Source organism: Kribbella sp. VKM Ac-2571 (genome assembly GCF_004362255.1).
In the GTDB taxonomy this organism is placed as follows: Bacteria; Actinomycetota; Actinomycetes; order Propionibacteriales; family Kribbellaceae; genus Kribbella; species Kribbella pratensis.
In genome coordinates this window covers 340917-355383 of sequence record NZ_SNWS01000003.1, presented here as the reverse complement: position 1 = coordinate 355383, position 14467 = coordinate 340917, and the positions used below count along the sequence as shown (strand labels likewise).

At 68.2% G+C, this 14467-nt stretch carries 19 protein-coding genes and 1 pseudogene; 8 read left to right on the top strand and 12 right to left on the bottom strand.

Annotated elements, in window-relative coordinates:
• Nucleotides 1-11: 11 nt before the first annotated feature.
• The 5 genes from rplI to EV651_RS09015 form a co-directional block, all read right to left on the bottom strand.
• Entirely contained in the window at nt 12-458 is a 447-nt protein-coding gene (rplI, locus tag EV651_RS09035) for a 50S ribosomal protein L9 (RefSeq protein ID WP_133784000.1), read from the bottom strand.
• A gap of 14 nt (nt 459-472) precedes the next feature.
• Nucleotides 473-706 (bottom strand): 30S ribosomal protein S18, encoded by a 234-nt coding sequence (gene rpsR / locus EV651_RS09030; protein WP_012924539.1) that lies wholly within the window; start codon nt 704-706, stop codon nt 473-475.
• 72 nt (nt 707-778) lie between these two features.
• A complete protein-coding gene (locus tag EV651_RS09025; RefSeq protein WP_133783999.1) occupies nt 779-1378 on the bottom strand; it encodes a single-stranded DNA-binding protein in 600 nt (199 codons plus the stop codon).
• Nucleotides 1379-1442: 64 nt separating this feature from the next.
• Complete coding sequence (rpsF, locus tag EV651_RS09020; RefSeq protein ID WP_130386399.1) at nt 1443-1733, bottom strand: 30S ribosomal protein S6; 291 nt, start codon at nt 1731-1733, stop codon at nt 1443-1445.
• A 197-nt stretch (nt 1734-1930) separates the two neighbouring features.
• The gene (locus EV651_RS09015) at nt 1931-3049 is read right to left on the bottom strand and encodes an MFS transporter (RefSeq protein WP_133783998.1); all 1119 of its coding nucleotides are present in this window, start codon (nt 3047-3049) and stop codon (nt 1931-1933) included.
• Between the two features lie 94 nt (nt 3050-3143).
• Between EV651_RS09015 and EV651_RS09010 the strand changes: the two genes are divergently transcribed.
• Both EV651_RS09010 and EV651_RS09005 read left to right on the top strand, forming a co-directional pair.
• Nucleotides 3144-3653 (top strand): Lrp/AsnC family transcriptional regulator, encoded by a 510-nt coding sequence (locus EV651_RS09010; RefSeq protein ID WP_133783996.1) that lies wholly within the window; start codon nt 3144-3146, stop codon nt 3651-3653.
• Between the two features lie 42 nt (nt 3654-3695).
• Nucleotides 3696-4499 (top strand): deoxyribonuclease IV, encoded by an 804-nt coding sequence (locus tag EV651_RS09005; RefSeq protein WP_133783994.1) that lies wholly within the window; start codon nt 3696-3698, stop codon nt 4497-4499.
• On the opposite strand, the gene EV651_RS09000 is transcribed toward EV651_RS09005, so the two are convergent.
• On the bottom strand, nt 4492-5007 hold the full coding sequence (locus EV651_RS09000; protein ID WP_133783992.1) for a hypothetical protein: 516 nt from the start codon (nt 5005-5007) through the stop codon (nt 4492-4494). The two genes, EV651_RS09005 and EV651_RS09000, sit on opposite strands and share 8 nt — an antisense overlap.
• On the opposite strand from EV651_RS09000, the pseudogene EV651_RS43230 reads away from it, so the two are divergent.
• A pseudogene (locus EV651_RS43230) lies at nt 5006-5437 on the top strand (NUDIX domain-containing protein); the annotation flags it as partial. The gene EV651_RS09000 and the pseudogene EV651_RS43230 sit on opposite strands and share 2 nt — an antisense overlap.
• A gap of 96 nt (nt 5438-5533) precedes the next feature.
• On the opposite strand, the gene EV651_RS08990 reads toward EV651_RS43230, so the two are convergent.
• From EV651_RS08990 to EV651_RS08980, 3 genes are read right to left on the bottom strand one after another with little or no spacing between them, the layout of a single operon-like run.
• The gene (locus EV651_RS08990; RefSeq protein ID WP_133783988.1) at nt 5534-6742 is read right to left on the bottom strand and encodes an MFS transporter; all 1209 of its coding nucleotides are present in this window, start codon (nt 6740-6742) and stop codon (nt 5534-5536) included.
• A gap of 19 nt (nt 6743-6761) precedes the next feature.
• Complete coding sequence (locus EV651_RS08985; protein WP_133783986.1) at nt 6762-7478, bottom strand: SDR family NAD(P)-dependent oxidoreductase; 717 nt, start codon at nt 7476-7478, stop codon at nt 6762-6764.
• On the bottom strand, nt 7475-8041 hold the full coding sequence (locus EV651_RS08980; protein WP_133783984.1) for a TetR/AcrR family transcriptional regulator: 567 nt from the start codon (nt 8039-8041) through the stop codon (nt 7475-7477). Before EV651_RS08980 ends, EV651_RS08985 begins: the two co-directional genes overlap by 4 nt.
• Before the next feature lie 100 nt (nt 8042-8141).
• Between EV651_RS08980 and EV651_RS08975 the strand changes: the two genes are divergently transcribed.
• Nucleotides 8142-9272: a peptidoglycan bridge formation glycyltransferase FemA/FemB family protein gene (locus EV651_RS08975; RefSeq protein WP_133783982.1), complete on the top strand. Its 1131-nt coding sequence runs from the start codon at nt 8142-8144 to the stop codon at nt 9270-9272.
• Between the two features lie 4 nt (nt 9273-9276).
• Nucleotides 9277-10278: an alanine racemase gene (locus EV651_RS08970; RefSeq protein WP_133783980.1), complete on the top strand. Its 1002-nt coding sequence runs from the start codon at nt 9277-9279 to the stop codon at nt 10276-10278.
• Here EV651_RS08970 and EV651_RS08965 read toward each other — a convergent pair whose 3' ends face one another.
• Together EV651_RS08965 and EV651_RS08960 are read right to left on the bottom strand one after the other, a co-directional pair.
• On the bottom strand, nt 10279-10899 hold the full coding sequence (locus EV651_RS08965) for a hypothetical protein (protein ID WP_133783978.1): 621 nt from the start codon (nt 10897-10899) through the stop codon (nt 10279-10281).
• Nucleotides 10896-11438 carry an RNA polymerase sigma factor gene (locus EV651_RS08960; protein ID WP_238156755.1) on the bottom strand — a complete coding sequence of 181 codons (543 nt, stop codon included), beginning with the start codon at nt 11436-11438 and terminating at the stop codon, nt 10896-10898. Before EV651_RS08960 ends, EV651_RS08965 begins: the two co-directional genes overlap by 4 nt.
• A 145-nt stretch (nt 11439-11583) precedes the next feature.
• Between EV651_RS08960 and EV651_RS08955 the strand changes: the two genes are divergently transcribed.
• From EV651_RS08955 to EV651_RS08945, 3 genes are read left to right on the top strand one after another with little or no spacing between them, the layout of a single operon-like run.
• Nucleotides 11584-12123: a hypothetical protein gene (locus EV651_RS08955; protein WP_133783976.1), complete on the top strand. Its 540-nt coding sequence runs from the start codon at nt 11584-11586 to the stop codon at nt 12121-12123.
• Between the two features lie 34 nt (nt 12124-12157).
• Nucleotides 12158-12880 (top strand): methyltransferase domain-containing protein, encoded by a 723-nt coding sequence (locus tag EV651_RS08950; RefSeq protein ID WP_238156754.1) that lies wholly within the window; start codon nt 12158-12160, stop codon nt 12878-12880.
• 10 nt (nt 12881-12890) lie between these two features.
• On the top strand, nt 12891-13262 hold the full coding sequence (locus EV651_RS08945) for a VOC family protein (RefSeq protein WP_133783972.1): 372 nt from the start codon (nt 12891-12893) through the stop codon (nt 13260-13262).
• Here the strand turns inward: EV651_RS08945 and EV651_RS08940 are convergent.
• Nucleotides 13252-14406 carry an NAD-dependent epimerase/dehydratase family protein gene (locus EV651_RS08940; protein ID WP_133783970.1) on the bottom strand — a complete coding sequence of 385 codons (1155 nt, stop codon included), beginning with the start codon at nt 14404-14406 and terminating at the stop codon, nt 13252-13254. The two genes, EV651_RS08945 and EV651_RS08940, sit on opposite strands and share 11 nt — an antisense overlap.
• Between the last annotated feature and the right edge of the window lie 61 nt (nt 14407-14467).

The following is a 14467-nucleotide window of genomic DNA, read 5'->3' as shown; positions in this document are numbered from 1 at the left end:
TCAGGCTGAGATCAGCCGGCCGCGACCTCGAGGCGGACCGTGGCGGCCACCTCCGGGTGCAGCTGGACGGCAACCTGGTGCTTGCCGGTGGTCTTGATCGGCGACGCGATCGCGATCGCGCGCTTCTCGACCAGCGGGCCGCCGGCTGACTTGATCGCCGTGGCGATGTCGGCCGGGGTGACCGAGCCGAACAGCCGGCCGGTGTCGCCGGCCTTGACGGCCAGGGTGACGGAGAGCTGCTCGAGCTGGTTCTTGACCTCGCTCGCGTGCTCCTTGCCCTGGATCGCCCGGGCGTCGCGCGCCCGCTTGATCGACTGGATCTGCTTCTCGGCGCCGCGGGTCCAGCCGATGGCCAGGCCGCGCGGGACCAGGTAGTTACGGCCGTAGCCGTCCTTCACCTCGACGATGTCGCCGGGAGCCCCGAGGCCCTCGACCTCCTGAGACAGGATGAGCTTCATGGTCCGCGCCTCCCTCAGCGAGCGGTGCTCGTGTACGGCAGCAGGGCCACCTCACGAGCGTTCTTGATAGCGGTCGCGACATCGCGCTGGTGCTGCACGCAGTTCCCGGTCACCCGGCGGGCGCGGATCTTGCCGCGGTCCGAGATGAACTTGCGCAGCAGAGCGGTGTCCTTGTAATCGACGTACGTCGCCTTGTCCTTGCAGAAGCCGCAGACCTTCTTCTTCGGCTTCCGAATGATCTTGGCCATTGTGGTGCTCTCTTCCTACTTCCAGAGCCCGGCACGGATGCCGGAATGGTCGTATGCGGGATTGCGGGCCGATCAGAACGGGGGCTCCTCCATCGAGCCGCCGCCCTGGCTGGCCCAGGGGTCGTTCTGCGGGGCGGACTGGCCGCCACCGCCTTGTCCTGCACCTTGCGGGGTCGCCCAGGGGTCGTTCTGCGCGGCGCCACCCTGGCCGCCGCCCTGGCCACCTTGGTAGCCACCGCCCTGGTTGCCGCCACCTTGGTAGCCACCGCCACCCTGGTTGCCGCCACCGAAACCGCCACCGTCGGAACGCGACGTCTTCGAGATCTTCAGCGTCGCGTACCGCATGCTGGCGCCGATCTCTTCGACATCACACTCGAACACGGTGCGCTTGTTCCCGTCGCGGTCGTCGTAGCTGCGCGCCTTCAGGCGCCCGTGCACGACGACCCGGGAACCGCGGGTCAGCGACTCGGCGACGTTCTCGGCGACCTGCCGCCACACGGCACACGAGATGAAGAGGGTCTCGCCGTCTTTCCACTCGTTGGTCTGCCGGTCCAGCGTCCGCGGAGTAGAGGCGATCGTGAAGTTCGCGACCGCGGCCCCGGACGGCGTGAACCGCAGCTCCGGATCACCTGTCAGGTTTCCGATCAGAGTGATGGGTGGTTCACCGGCCATGACAACTTCCTCCTGTACTGCAGACGATGGGTGGTGTGACGCCAGACCACCTGACGCCCGAGGTTCAGTGCTGGTCCGGCCGGATGACCTTGGTGCGCAGGATCGACTCGTTCAGCGTGAGCTGACGGTCGAGTTCCTTCACCACCGCCGGCTCGGCGGTCAGGTCGACGACGGCATAGATGCCTTCGGACTTCTTCTTCACGTCATAAGCGAGCTTGCGACGACCCCAGATGTCGAGCTTCTCGACCGTGCCACCTTCCTTGCGGACGATGTTCAGGTACTGGTCGATGGACGGCTCCACGGTGCGCTCATCGAGCTCCGGGTCGAGGATCACCATGACTTCATAACGACGCATGCGCGAACTCCACCTCCTTCGGACTTGGCGGCCACGGTCTCTCCGTGGCAGGAGGGCGATGCGGTCTGCTCCGCGCCGGCACTTGCCGCCGACGCCAAGCAACGAGCCCGGTCGATGGACCGGGCCACGTCAAAGAGAATACCAGCGTTCGGACGGCCGACGGACCATATCCACAGGCCTGTTCCGGTGACTCCGCGTCATCGCGCCGCGACAGCGAGCTCAGATCGGCGTGTCACCAGCACGAGCAACGGTACGACGAGAACGACCGAGACGACTGCCAGGACCGGGAACCCGCCGAGCGTGAACAGCCACGGCGACGAGGCGGTGGCGAGCGCGGCCACGGTCCAGATCGACGACTCCACGCGACTCTCCAGCTCGGCCGATCCCAACTGGGCGCTGCCGCCGAGGTAGCAGAGATTCCACGCGTACCCGAGCAGGAACAGCGCCGGCGTGAAGACCAGGCCGCTCCGGGTGACCAGCACGGCGGACACGAGCAGCCCGACCAGTCCCGCGAGCATCACCACCCGCGGCCCGAAGCGGTCGATGCACCAACCTGTCAGGGGCGACAACGCGAACATCCCCAGCGTGTGAACGGACAGCATCACCCCGAGCAGCCCCAGCCCGTCGTGGTGCTGGTGCGTGTGCACAGGGACAGCTGTCATCACAGACACCATCACCAGATGCCCCACGATCATGACTCCAGCTGCCAGCAGCACAGGTCGCCCGCCGGTCGCCTGACGGACCTGCGGTGAGTCGGTCGAGCTGGTACGCCGGACGTACGTCGACGCGACCAGTGCGGCGAAGACCGCAGCCAGAGCAAGCAGGAACGGACCTGCGATCGCGGGCAGGCCGAACCCGGAGGCGAACGACTGTGACGGCGCCATGAAGAACGGTCCGCCCGCCGCGCCGAGCGTGCTGGCCCAGACCACGGTGCTCATCGCACGTGCCCGTTGAGCAAGCGGTACGGCGTCTGCGGCGGCGTACCGCGAGAGCAGACTCGCTGCGTTGCCCACACCGAGCAGGAACATGCCCACGAAGAGCAGTGCGACCGGTGCGCCGACAGCAGCGAGCACAGTGAACGCTCCGCCCGCGACGCCGACGCCGTACCCGGTCCGGAGAGCCTGTGCGCGTCCGAACCGCGACGTCCAACGGCCGACCGCCATAGCGCCGACAGCGGTGCCTAGGACGCCTGCGGTATTGGGGAGCCCGGCCAGCGCCGGACCGAGGTCGTCGGCGATCAGGATGGCGCTCACCGCGCTGGCGGCGACCATCGCAGCGTTCATCAGGGCGGCGGCGAGAACGACGGGGATCAGCATGCCAACAACGCTAGAAAGGCCGCCCGCTGCGAAGAATGCCCGAAACAAGGCGTCTGCCCTTGTGCACCGTCGATATCAAAGGTGTTCTGGGGCCATGACCTTTCAGGAGCGGGAACTCGACTCCACCGACTGGCAGATCCTGACTGCGCTGCAGTCCGACGGCCGGCTGTCGTTCAACCAGCTCGGCAAGCGGGTCAACCTCTCGCCGCCCGCGGTGGCGGACCGGGTACGACGCCTGGAGGAGGCCGGTGTCATCACCGGCTACCGCGCCGAGGTGGACCCGGCCAAGGCGGGCCAGCCGCTGTCCGCGTTCGTGCAGATGCGCTGCACGACGGGCCGCTGCCTGCTCAAAACGACCCGTGCGGAGGACTTCCCCGAGGTCCTGGAGATCCACAAGCTGAGCGGCAACTCCTGCTCGATGCTGCGCGTCCGCGTCACCTCGATGCGCCACCTCGAAGGCCTCTTCGAACGCCTCGGCGAACACGGCGAGATGAACACCCACATCGTCTTGTCCACAGAATTCGAGGGCCGCCCCGTCCAGCCCCCACTCCCCGAACAGCGCAAAATAACCCGCTCAGCCGGCTGGTCGACCGACGCGGATTGAGCTGCTGAGCAGTTTGTCGGTGGGCGGTTCTAGGGTGTGGGTATGACTGTGAAGCTTGGTGCGCACGTGGACCAGGAGGACCCGTTGGCCGAAGCGGCCGATCGGGGGGCTGACCTGGTGCAGTTCTTCCTGGGGAATCCGCAGGACTACAAGGCGCCCAAGCTCGCATACGCGGACGGCGAGGAGGCGCTGAAGGAGCGGGCTGCCGCCGCGGGCGTCGACCTCTACGTGCACGCGCCGTACCGGCTGAACGTCGCGAACACGAACAACCGGATCCGGATCCCGAGCCGCAAGCTGTTGCAGCAGACGCTGGACAAGGCGGCGGAGATCGACGTCAAGGGCGTGATCGTGCACGGTGGGCACGTCGGCGACGAGGACGATCCGGAGGCCGGGTTCGACAACTGGCGCAAGTGCATCGAGCGCGCCGAGCTGCCGGTGCCGCTGCTGATCGAGAACACGGCCGGCGGGGAGAACGCGATGGCCCGGCAGCTGGACCGGATCGCGCGGCTCTGGGAGGCGGTGCAGGCGTCGGGCAACGACCGGCTGGAGAACGTCGGGTTCTGCCTGGACACGTGCCACTTCCACGCAGCCGGCGAGGAGCTGCCGTCGATCGTCGAGCGGGTGCTGGCGATCACCGGGCGGATCGACCTGGTGCATGCGAACGGCTCCCGGGACGAGTTCGGCTCCGGCGCGGACCGGCACAGCAACTTCGAGGACGGGCACATCGACCCCGCCGACATCGTCGCCGTCGTGCAGGCCGCCGGCGCCCCGGTCGTGGTCGAGACCCCGAACGCCGACAACGGCCAGAAGGCCGACCTCGACTACCTGCGGGCGCACCTCACGTAGTCGGGGCCTTCGTCAGGCCGTGCAGCCAGTAGGTCACGGCCCACGGGAGCAGGATCGCGAGCGCGGCGGTGTTGTTGGACGGCACGAGCAGGCCGCAGATGACGACGATCGCGACCACAAGGGTGCTGGCCTGGAACAGGTCGGCGGAGCCGAGGACCTTGGTTCGCAGCGTGATGCGGTTCAGCGCGCAGGCGGCGTACGCGGCGATGAGGGCGAGTAGGCCCAGAATCGCCACTACCGCGCCGAGCCAACCGAGAACGTTGTAACCGCCGTCGGCCTGGAGCATGCCGGACAGCAGGAACACACCGACCATCACGGTCAGCCAGGCGCTGGTCCACATCAGGCGGTCGACCGTGCTCCGGGCCTTCTCGGGATCCGGCTTCGGCTCGGCCTCCTTCTCGTCCACAGCCTTCTCGTCCACAGCCTCCTCGTTGTCCACAGCCTCCTCGGCGACCGGCTCGGAGTCGGCGGCCGCGGCGGGCTTGGGGTCGGGGTCTGGCTGCACCATGGCAGCGACGGTAGCGCAGAATGAGGTTATGCAGACCTGGGCGGAGCGGTTCCCCGACCTGTTCGCACCGGGCTACTGGGAGTGGGGCGACCTCGATGTCCGGTACACCGTCGAGCAGCCGCCGGACGAGCTGATCAGCAACGTCCACGTCGTCGGCCGCACCACCGGCGGAATTGTTGTCTGCACCAACGATCTGGGCTGGCGCTTCCTGCCCGGCGGCACCCGCGAACCGGGCGAGACGATCGAGGAGCTCGTCCACCGCGAGCTGCTCGAGGAGGCCGGCGCGCGACTGACCGGTCCGCTTACCTGGCTGGGCGCCCATCGGGCTGATCACCGTCGCCCCGGACCGTACCGTCCACACCTCCCGCACCCGGTCTCGTACTGGGCGAACTACGTCGCGGACATCGTCATCGAGCAGGAGCCGACGAACCCCGAGGACGGCGAACAGGTCACCGACGTACTGGTGCTGCCGCCGGACCAAGCGGCGGCATACTGGACGGGCAGCCCGAAGAGGTGGGATCGATCGTCAGACTGGCTCAGGCAATGCAGCTGGTTTAGCCGCGCGCCAAGGCAGCAGTACGGCGCTCAGCGTGCAACAGATGCCCGCGACCCACAGCGCACCGCGCATCCCGACCACCGTCGCGAGCACGCCGCCGAGCGCCATGAACGCGGGCTGCACGCACCGCGAGCTGATCGACCACGACCCCACCACCCGCGCCATGAACCCGTCCTCGGTCACCTCCATGCGGTACGTCGCGAACGACGGGTTGAACGCGCCGGCTCCCACCAGCAGCGCCGTCTCCGCCAAGGTGAGCAGCACGAACCCGCCCCACCCGTGCGGCGCCAGCGGGAAGAGGAGCAGCCACGGCGCCCGCAGTAGGCCGAACACCAGCAGCATCCACTGCAGCCCGTACCGCCGGGTGAGCCGCGGCGCCATCCGCGCGCCGATGACTCCGCCGATGCATGAGATCCCGAGCATCACGCCGTAGCTCCACGCGGACAGCCCGAGGTCGCGCAACATGAAGACCGCCAGCAAGGGCGAGGTCATCATCACCGGCCCGCCGAACAGCTGCGAGTTCCAGAACAGGATGCGCAGCCCGCGGTGGCGCAGGATGTACCGCCATCCTGCCGTGATGTCGCGCCTGCCCTCCCGCTTCACCGGCTCCGGCTCGGGCTGCTGGATCCGCCGGATACCGAGCGCCGATCCGAGGAACGAGACCGCGTCGACGGCCAACGTGACGGTCGCACCGACCAGACTGACCAGCACACCGCCGACCGCCGGACCGATGCTCAGCGAGACCCAGTTCGTCTGCTCGAACCGGCTGTTCGCCTCGGCCCGTCCCTCGGCCGGCACGAGCGCCTTCAGATGCGCGCCACTCGCCGACTGGAACGCGATCGTCCCGGCCGCTTGAAGCACGCCCGCGACACACAGGTGTGCATAAGTCAGTACGCCGAACGCCGCGGAGACCGGCACCGAGACCAGGGCCGCGAACCGCACGAGATCGGACGCGATCATCACCGGTCGCTTCCGCCGCTGCTCGATGAAGTCGCCCATCGGCAACGCGAGCGCGGCGCCGGCCACCGCCGACAACGCGGCGAGCATCGAGACCTGGAAGGTGCTGGAGTCCAGGGCGAGTACGGCGACCAACGGCAACGCGCCGAGCCCTACCGCCGATCCGAGCGCACTGACCGTGAACGCGACCCACAACCGACGGAAGTCCCGACCCAAAGACATCCCGCGATCGTAGAAGCCGTCACCGACACAAATTCATGCCGCCGTCGAGCATGATCACTTCACCAGTCAGGTAAGCGTTGTGGACAACCGCCGAGATCAGGTCGGCGACGTCCTCGGGCCGGGCGGCGCGACGCATCGGGCTCGAGGTTTTCCACAGGTCCTGGGCCTCGGTCCACGACTCGGTGAGCGGCGTGTCGACGAGTCCGGGTGCGACCGCGTTGACTCGGACGTCGGGTCCGAGCGCGGCAGCCAGCAGTTTCGTCACGTGATTGAGCGCGGCCTTCGAGGCGGCGTACGCGATCGAGCTGCCCTTGGGGCGGACGCCCGCGTGGCTCGTCACGTTGACGATGCATCCCCCGTACTCGCGGAGCGTCGGGAGGGCCGCCGTACACAGCAGCCAGGGTGCGATCAGGTTGACGTCGAGCAGTTGCCGCCAGTCGGACGCGGTCAGCCCGTCGAGGTCCGCATGTGGGACCGGCCAGCTGATGCCCGCGTTGTTCACCAGTACGTCGAGCCGCCCGTGCTCGGCCACCACATCAGGCACCAGCGCCTGAGCAGCAGCGTCGTCGGACAGATCTGCCTGGTGGTACGACCCGCCCAACTCCGCGGCCAAGGCTTCTCCGGCGGACCGGCTCGATCGCGAGTGCACCGCGACGGTCATCCCGTCCGCGGCCAACCGCCGTACGGTCGCCGCTCCGATGCCTGACGCGGATCCGGTCACCAACGCAACCTTCATGCGCGGTACCGGAGGCCGTCCATCAGCAGGTCGAGCAGACGCCCCGCCTGCTCGCGGTCGTCGGCGGCGGCACCCGCGACACCACTGATGCCGACCAGCATGTCCCCGGCCGAGATGTCCGGCCTGATCTGACCGGCCGCAGCGCCCGCGTCGAGTAGCGGCTGCACTGCACCGACGAGGAGCTCGAGGCTCTGCGCGTACGGGTTCGCACCGGAAGCGAAGACTGCTCGCAGCGCGTCGGCCATGCCGCGTTTGCGGGCCATGTAGTCGATGAAGCGGTCCATCCACGCCCGCAGCGCCCGGTCCGGCGGCAGCTGCTTCAGCAGTTCCACGGAGGCTTCGCAGACCGCCGCGAGCTCATTGCGGTACGCCGCCTCGATCAGCAGCTCGCGGGTCGGGAAGTGCCGGTAGAGGGTGCCAATCCCGACCCCGGCGTCCTTCGCGATCCCTTCCAGCGTCGCCTCCAGACCACATTTCGTGAACGCACGGCCCGCCGCGGCCACGACCAGGTCCCGGTTGCGCTGGGCATCCGCACGCAGCGGCCGCTCGCCGATGCCGGTCATCTCCCCCACCTCCCGTAACCCCACAACCTAGCGGACCCAGGTTTGATCAGAAACCGGCTCCGCTACGGATCAGGTGGCTGGGCCGGTAACCTGACCCACCGTGAGTGACTTGAGCATTCGGACCATCTCCGCGGACGAGCACGCCGCCTACATCGCGGCGCAGCCGTCGGCGAGCTTCCTGCAGACCCCGGGCTGGGCTGCGGTGAAGAGTGAGTGGAAGGCGGAGTCACTCGGCTGGTACGAGTCGGGAAATCCCGGCAACCTCGTCGGCGTCGGCCTGGTGCTCTACCGGCAGATGCCGAAGGTGAAGCGGTACCTGGCCTACCTGCCGGAAGGCCCGGTGATCGACTGGGATGCGATCGACCTCGGCAGCTACCTTCGCCCGCTGGCCGCGCACCTGCAGGAGCGCGGCGCGTTCGGCATCCGGATGGGTCCGCCGGTGGCGACCCGGCGCTGGACCGCGCAGACGATCAAGGACGCGATCGCCGGCGGTCAGCAGCCGCGCCTGGGCGACGTCCGCCCGGACGTGATCGAGCCGTCCGGCGCCACCGTCGCCGAGAAGCTCCGCAAGCTGGGGTGGAAGGCGCCTCGGATCGCGGAAGGGTTCGCGGCCGGGCAACCGCAGTACGTCTTCCAGGTGCCGCTGGCCGGCCGCACCCCGGACGACCTGCTCAAGGGCATGAACCAGCTCTGGCGGCGCAACATCAAGAAGGCCGACAAGGCCGGCGTCGAGGTGACGCAGGGCGGGACCGAGGACATCAAGGCGTTCCATCAGCTGTACGTCGAGACCGCCGAGCGCGACCACTTCACGCCGCGGCCGCTGCCGTACTTCGAGAAGATGTACGCCGCGATGGCCAACCAGCCGGCCGATTGCTGTGACTTCCGGATCTACAACGCCCATCACGAGGGCGACCTGGTCGCGTCGACGATCTGGGTCCGGGTCGGCGGTCATTCCTGGTACTCCTACGGTGCCAGCTCGACCGCCAAACGAGACGTGCGCGGATCGAACGCGATCCAATGGCGCATGATGTCGGACGCGCTCGCGGCGGGTGCGTCCGTGTACGACCTACGGGGCATCACCGACACCTTGGACCCGAACGACCCGCATGTCGGGCTCATCCAGTTCAAGACCGGGACCGGCGGCGAGGCCGTCGAGTACGTCGGTGAGTGGGATCTGCCGTTGAACAAGGCGCTCTACACCGCATTCGACCTCTACATGAGACGGCGTTGACACCATGCCCCTAGTCCTGCACGTCGATTCCGATCGATGGCGTGATCACCTGCGTTCCACGTGGAACCCCGACGTCGTCCCGGTCGCCAAGGGCAACGGGTACGGGTTCGGCAACCACCGGTTGTTCGCAGAAGCCCGCGCGCTCGGCGCCCGGACGGTCGCGGTCGGCACGTACTTCGAGGTCCCCGCGGATCCTCGCGAGGACGTCGTGGTCCTGTCGCCGTGGCGGCCGTTCCTCGAGGTGCCGCAGAGCAAGAACGTCGTCCACACGGTCAGCCGGCTGGCCGACCTGGTCTCGATCCCGGCCGGCAGCCGGGTGCTGATCGAGGTGATGACCTCGATGCGTCGGCACGGCATCGGCGCCCGCGAGCTGCGGCACACGATGCTGCTGAACGCGCTGGACCGGATCCGGTTCGAGGGCTGGTCGCTGCACTTCCCGATGGGCGCCGGCGGTACGTCGGCCAACCTCCGCGAGGCTCAGCAACTGGCGAAGGCGGCCCTCGACGTCCGCAAGGGCACGCTGTGGGTGTCGCACGTACCTGCGCAGAAGCTGGCCGACATCGGTCCGGACGTGAAGCTCCGGATGGGCACCGGACTGTGGCTCGGCGACCGTGGTGCGCTGTCGGTCCGGGCGACCGTCCTCGACGTGCACTCGGTCCGCCGCGGCGAGCGCGTCGGCTACCGGCAGCGCCGGGTCAGCGGCGACGGGCACATCCTGATCGTCTCCGGCGGTACGGCGCACGGCGTCGGCCTGGAGGCGCCGACCGCGGCGGCGAGCGTCCGGCAACGCGCGATCGCGATGGCCAAGGGCAGCCTCGACGCGGCCGGCATGGCGCTGTCGCCGTTCACCATCGAAGGCAAGCAGCGCTGGTTCGCCGAACCGCCGCACATGCAGGCCAGCATGCTGTTCCTCCCGTCGTCGGTCGCCCCGCCCGCGGTAGGCGACGAGGTCGACCTCGACGTCCGCTACACCACCACAACCTTCGACAAGGTGTCGATGGACTGATCACCGGCCCGAGAGCTTGCGGTTGAGGGAGAAGATCCGGCCCAGAACGGGCATCAGGACGATGTTCAGTCCGTGCAGGACGCCGATGATCAGCAGGATTCCGCCGACCCGCGCAGCCTCGAAGCCGACCTGCGCGGGCAGCACGCCGAGTCCCCAGGACTCGCGCGGCTCGAAGCTGGCCGTGAACAGGATGTAGGCCGTGAAGATCAGGTAGTACACGATGTCGGTCAGCACGATGTAGCTCTTGCCCGTCTGCGGATTGTCGTGAAACACGTCGGCGGCGTACGCCCGCCCGAACCGCTTGATGAACGGTCCGAGCCAGAGCGCCAGCCCGATCAGCAGTCCGGTGGTGAGCAGCTCGAGGATCCACCAGTCCATCAGCAGGTGTCCGTTCTTCCGGGGCGTGACCAGCAGGACGATTGCTACCAGCAACAACACGGCGACGGTTCCCAGGACGGCGGAACGCCGGATCCGCCGCCGCCGGATCCGGTCGTCGGCGATGCTGCCGAGGACCCGATCGAACAGGTCTGCCGCGGGCGGCGGGGATTCGCCCGGCCCGAGGGCGTCGTGCAGCCGGCGTTCGACGCCGGAGCGCTCGCCGGGGCTTGATCGACTGGTCATCGTGGGTCCTCAAGGTCGGTTTTCAGCGCGCGCAGACCCCGCTGGAGATGGGTCTTCACGGAGTTCGGTGACAGGCCGAGCGTCTCGGCGATCGCGCCGACGGACAACTCGAGGTAGTAGCGCAGTACGACACAGTCGCGTTGCCGTCGCGGCAGGGCCCGCAACGCTGCGATCACCTCGCGGCGGCTCTCGTCGTCCGCGACGAGATCCTCCGCCGAACGGTCGTCGACCTGGGCAGGCGGCCGGTGCCGCAGCGAGACCAGGCCGCGCCGGTTGTGGTCGCGGGCCAGGTTGATCACGATCGACCGCAGGTACGCCGCCGCCCTGGCGGGCTCGTTGATCCGGTGATGATTGCGGGCCAGTCGCAGGAATGCTTCCTGGACCAGGTCCTCCGCGGCCGTTCGGTCGTCCACGAACCACCGAGCAAGCTGCACCAACCGGGCTCCCTCGGTCCGGAACAGGGTGACAACCAGCGCGTCGGCATCACGCCGTACGCCGCCGGCAGGCAATCCGGCGGCGGCCGCGTCCATCTCCCCCATCACAGCCCCCATCACCCCGACGGACGAGCGAGCCGCCGGAACGGGTGACACAGGCAGATTTCCGGCTTCTGCGTCACCCGGCCGGGGATCGCACCCCGTCTGTTGCAGTGATCCGTGTTCCCAGCATGGACATCGAGGGGGAAAGATGACAGCACAAGCACACACCACCCTGTCCGCCGGACAACCGCCGTCGGGTGTCAGGTGGACCATTCCGCGCGCAGCGCTGGCCGGCCTGGGTCTCGGTCTTGCCTGGGGCGTCGCCGCCCGCATCTGGATGCGGCTGATCTCGACCGAGCACGAGTTCAGCTGGAGCGGCACCGGCATGATCATCGGCGCGATGGCCGTCGGCGGGCTGGTCCTCGGATTCCTGTACGGCGTGCGGAGTGCGGGGCGCTCGCGCTGGTGGCGCCTGCTGGCCGTGGTCTGGCTGGTCATCCTGGCCGGACCAGGCACGCCGTTCCTCCCGGCCTTCCTGCTCGGCGGACTGATCTGGCTTCAGCGGACCTGGATTCGGGCAGTGGGGGCGGCGGTGCTGCTGGCCAACCAGGTCGGGTTCTGGCTGCTCATGCGCGGCGAGATCGTCAATCCATGGGCTTTGTACGGCGGGTTCCTGCTGCTCTCGTTGACCCTCAGCGCCGGCTCCGCAGAGATCTTCCGCCCGCGCGGGCGCGCCAGTGACTGTTGACTTCAGGTCCACCTGAAGTTGCAACGTGGAAGGTATGAGTTTTCTGGAGCTGATCGAGGAGCGGCCCGGGGCGGCGGAGTTGCGGGTGGCGTCGTACCGGATGCTGGGGCTGAAGCGTGGCGCGACCTGTGTGGATGTCGCGTGCGGGGCGGGTCACGCGGTGGCCGAGCTGGCGAAGAAGGGCCTGAAGGTGACCGGGGTCGACGCGGATCCCGACGCGATCGAGGCGGCCCGGGAGCGGGCGCCCGGGGCGATGTTTCACGTGGCACATTCCGATGAGCTGCCGCTCGAGGGCGAGTCGATGGACGGCTACCGCGCGTTACGGCTGTTCCATCTGCTCGAGGATTCCGCTCCGACGGTGGCCGAGGCCTATCGGGTACTTCGTCCCGGCGGGCGGATCGTGCTCGGCGGGCAGGACTACGGCTTCGTCCTGATCGACAGCTCCGACCGTGACCTGACCGACGTGATCCGCCTCGGCCTCGAGTCCCGCACGGTGTCACCGCGCGCGGTCCGGACACTGCGCGACGTCCTGCTCGACACCGGCTTCACCGATGTCGAGGTCGCCGTACACACCGAAGTCGTCACCGACTACGAACAGATGGCTCCGCAGCTCAAGAGCGCCGCGGAAGCCGCCGTCGACAAGGCCCTGATCACCCAGGAGGACGCTGCCGGCTGGCTCAGGGAGCAGGCCGGCCGCGGCCGACGGGACCGCTTCCTCGCCGTCATCCCGACACTTCTTGTCGGAGCACGCCGCTAGCGTGTGGTGAATGAACCACAAATACGCGTTGAAAGGCGTCGTACTGGACGCGCCCGACCCGCGAGCGCTCGGTGAGTTCTACAGCCGCGCGCTCGGCTGGGAGCTGAACGCTCACGACGACACGTGGGTCACGGCGACCGACCCCGACGGCACGACCGGCCTGTCGTTCCAGCTGGAGCCGAACTATCAGCCGCCCACATGGCCGAGTCAGACCGGTGTCCAGCAGATGCAGCTACATCTGGACATCCAGGTGGACGACCTCGAGTCGGCGCACCAGCGGGCGATGGACGCCGGGGCGCGGCTGATGGAGTTCCAGCCGCAGCCCGACGTCCGGGTGTACGCCGACCCGGTCGGTCACATCTTCTGCTTCTTCACCGATTGAGGTGACCTGTCCAGCGGACGGTCGGTAGCAGGGCGGCCGGGTCGACGCGGTCCTTGTTGGCGGACACGATGTCGAACATCGACTCGATCAACGTGTCCGACAGCAGGTGCGGCTGCAGGCCCAGGCCGACCAGCCCGGTGTGCTTCACGTTGTAGTAGTGCTCGGCCTGCTCGACGCGCGGGTTCTCCAGGTGCTCGACCTGGACCGGGCCAGGGAAGCACTCCGCGACCAGGTCCGCGAGCTGGGACACCGAGTAGCTCTCGGTCATCTGGTTGAAGACCCGGAACTCGCCGGCGTCCGCGGGGTTCTCCACCGCGAGCCGGATGCACTCGACGGTGTCCCGGATGTCCAGGAACCCGCGGGTCTGCCCGCCGGCGCCGTAGACGGTCAGCGGCTCCCCGAGTACTGCCTGGATGACGAACCGGTTGAGCACTGTGCCGAACACGGCGTCGTAGTCGAACCGCGTCGCCAGCCGCGCGTCCCGCACGGTCTGGTCGGTCTGCTGTCCGTACACCACGCCCTGGTTGAGGTCGGTGACGCGCATCCCCCAGATCCGGCAGCCGAACTCGAGGTTGTGCGAGTCGTGCACCTTGCTGAGGTGGTAGAACGAGCCCGGCTTCTTCGGGTAGAGCATCCGGTCCTTGCGCCCGTTGTGCTCGACCTCCAGCCAGCCTTCCTCGATGTCGATGTTCGGCGTCCCGTACTCACCCATCGTGCCGAGCTTCACCAGGTGGATGTCCGGGTTGGTCTCGGCGATGGCGTACATCAGGTTCAGCGTGCCGACCACGTTGTTGTGCTGGGTGTAGACAGCGTGTTCGCGGTCGATCATCGAGTACGGCGCGGCGCGCTGCTCGGCGAAGTGCACGATCGCGTCCGGCGCGAACTCCCGCACCACCCGGTAGACGAAGTCGGCGTCGAGCAGATCACCGACGTACGCCGGGATCCGCCGGCCGGAAACCTCTTCCCAGGCTGCGACCCGGCTTTCGAGATCCTCGATCGGGACCAGACTCTGGACGCCCAACTCGCGGTCGTAATCACGCCGGGCCATGTTGTCGAGGACGGCCGTGTCATGGCCACGGTCGGAGAGGTGCAGTGCAGTCGGCCACCCTAGGTAGCCGTCACCGCCCAGGACGAGTACGCGCACGGTTCGGCCGCCTTCCGTCGGGAAACGTCGTCACGTTCCTTCCTATCCCGAGTACCCGCTC

Coding starts and splice junctions, on each gene's coding strand:
- rplI (WP_133784000.1), bottom strand. CDS start 458: ATGAAGCTCATCCTGTCTCAGGAGGTCGAGGGCCTCGGGGCTCCCGGC.
- rpsR (WP_012924539.1), bottom strand. CDS start 706: ATGGCCAAGATCATTCGGAAGCCGAAGAAGAAGGTCTGCGGCTTCTGC.
- EV651_RS09025 (WP_133783999.1), bottom strand. CDS start 1,378: ATGGCCGGTGAACCACCCATCACTCTGATCGGAAACCTGACAGGTGAT.
- rpsF (WP_130386399.1), bottom strand. CDS start 1,733: ATGCGTCGTTATGAAGTCATGGTGATCCTCGACCCGGAGCTCGATGAG.
- EV651_RS09015 (WP_133783998.1), bottom strand. CDS start 3,049: ATGCTGATCCCCGTCGTTCTCGCCGCCGCCCTGATGAACGCTGCGATG.
- EV651_RS09010 (WP_133783996.1), top strand. CDS start 3,144: ATGACCTTTCAGGAGCGGGAACTCGACTCCACCGACTGGCAGATCCTG.
- EV651_RS09005 (WP_133783994.1), top strand. CDS start 3,696: ATGACTGTGAAGCTTGGTGCGCACGTGGACCAGGAGGACCCGTTGGCC.
- EV651_RS09000 (WP_133783992.1), bottom strand. CDS start 5,007: ATGGTGCAGCCAGACCCCGACCCCAAGCCCGCCGCGGCCGCCGACTCC.
- EV651_RS08990 (WP_133783988.1), bottom strand. CDS start 6,742: ATGTCTTTGGGTCGGGACTTCCGTCGGTTGTGGGTCGCGTTCACGGTC.
- EV651_RS08985 (WP_133783986.1), bottom strand. CDS start 7,478: ATGAAGGTTGCGTTGGTGACCGGATCCGCGTCAGGCATCGGAGCGGCG.
- EV651_RS08980 (WP_133783984.1), bottom strand. CDS start 8,041: ATGACCGGCATCGGCGAGCGGCCGCTGCGTGCGGATGCCCAGCGCAAC.
- EV651_RS08970 (WP_133783980.1), top strand. CDS start 9,277: ATGCCCCTAGTCCTGCACGTCGATTCCGATCGATGGCGTGATCACCTG.
- EV651_RS08965 (WP_133783978.1), bottom strand. CDS start 10,899: ATGACCAGTCGATCAAGCCCCGGCGAGCGCTCCGGCGTCGAACGCCGG.
- EV651_RS08960 (WP_238156755.1), bottom strand. CDS start 11,438: ATGGGGGAGATGGACGCGGCCGCCGCCGGATTGCCTGCCGGCGGCGTA.
- EV651_RS08955 (WP_133783976.1), top strand. CDS start 11,584: ATGACAGCACAAGCACACACCACCCTGTCCGCCGGACAACCGCCGTCG.
- EV651_RS08950 (WP_238156754.1), top strand. CDS start 12,158: ATGAGTTTTCTGGAGCTGATCGAGGAGCGGCCCGGGGCGGCGGAGTTG.
- EV651_RS08945 (WP_133783972.1), top strand. CDS start 12,891: ATGAACCACAAATACGCGTTGAAAGGCGTCGTACTGGACGCGCCCGAC.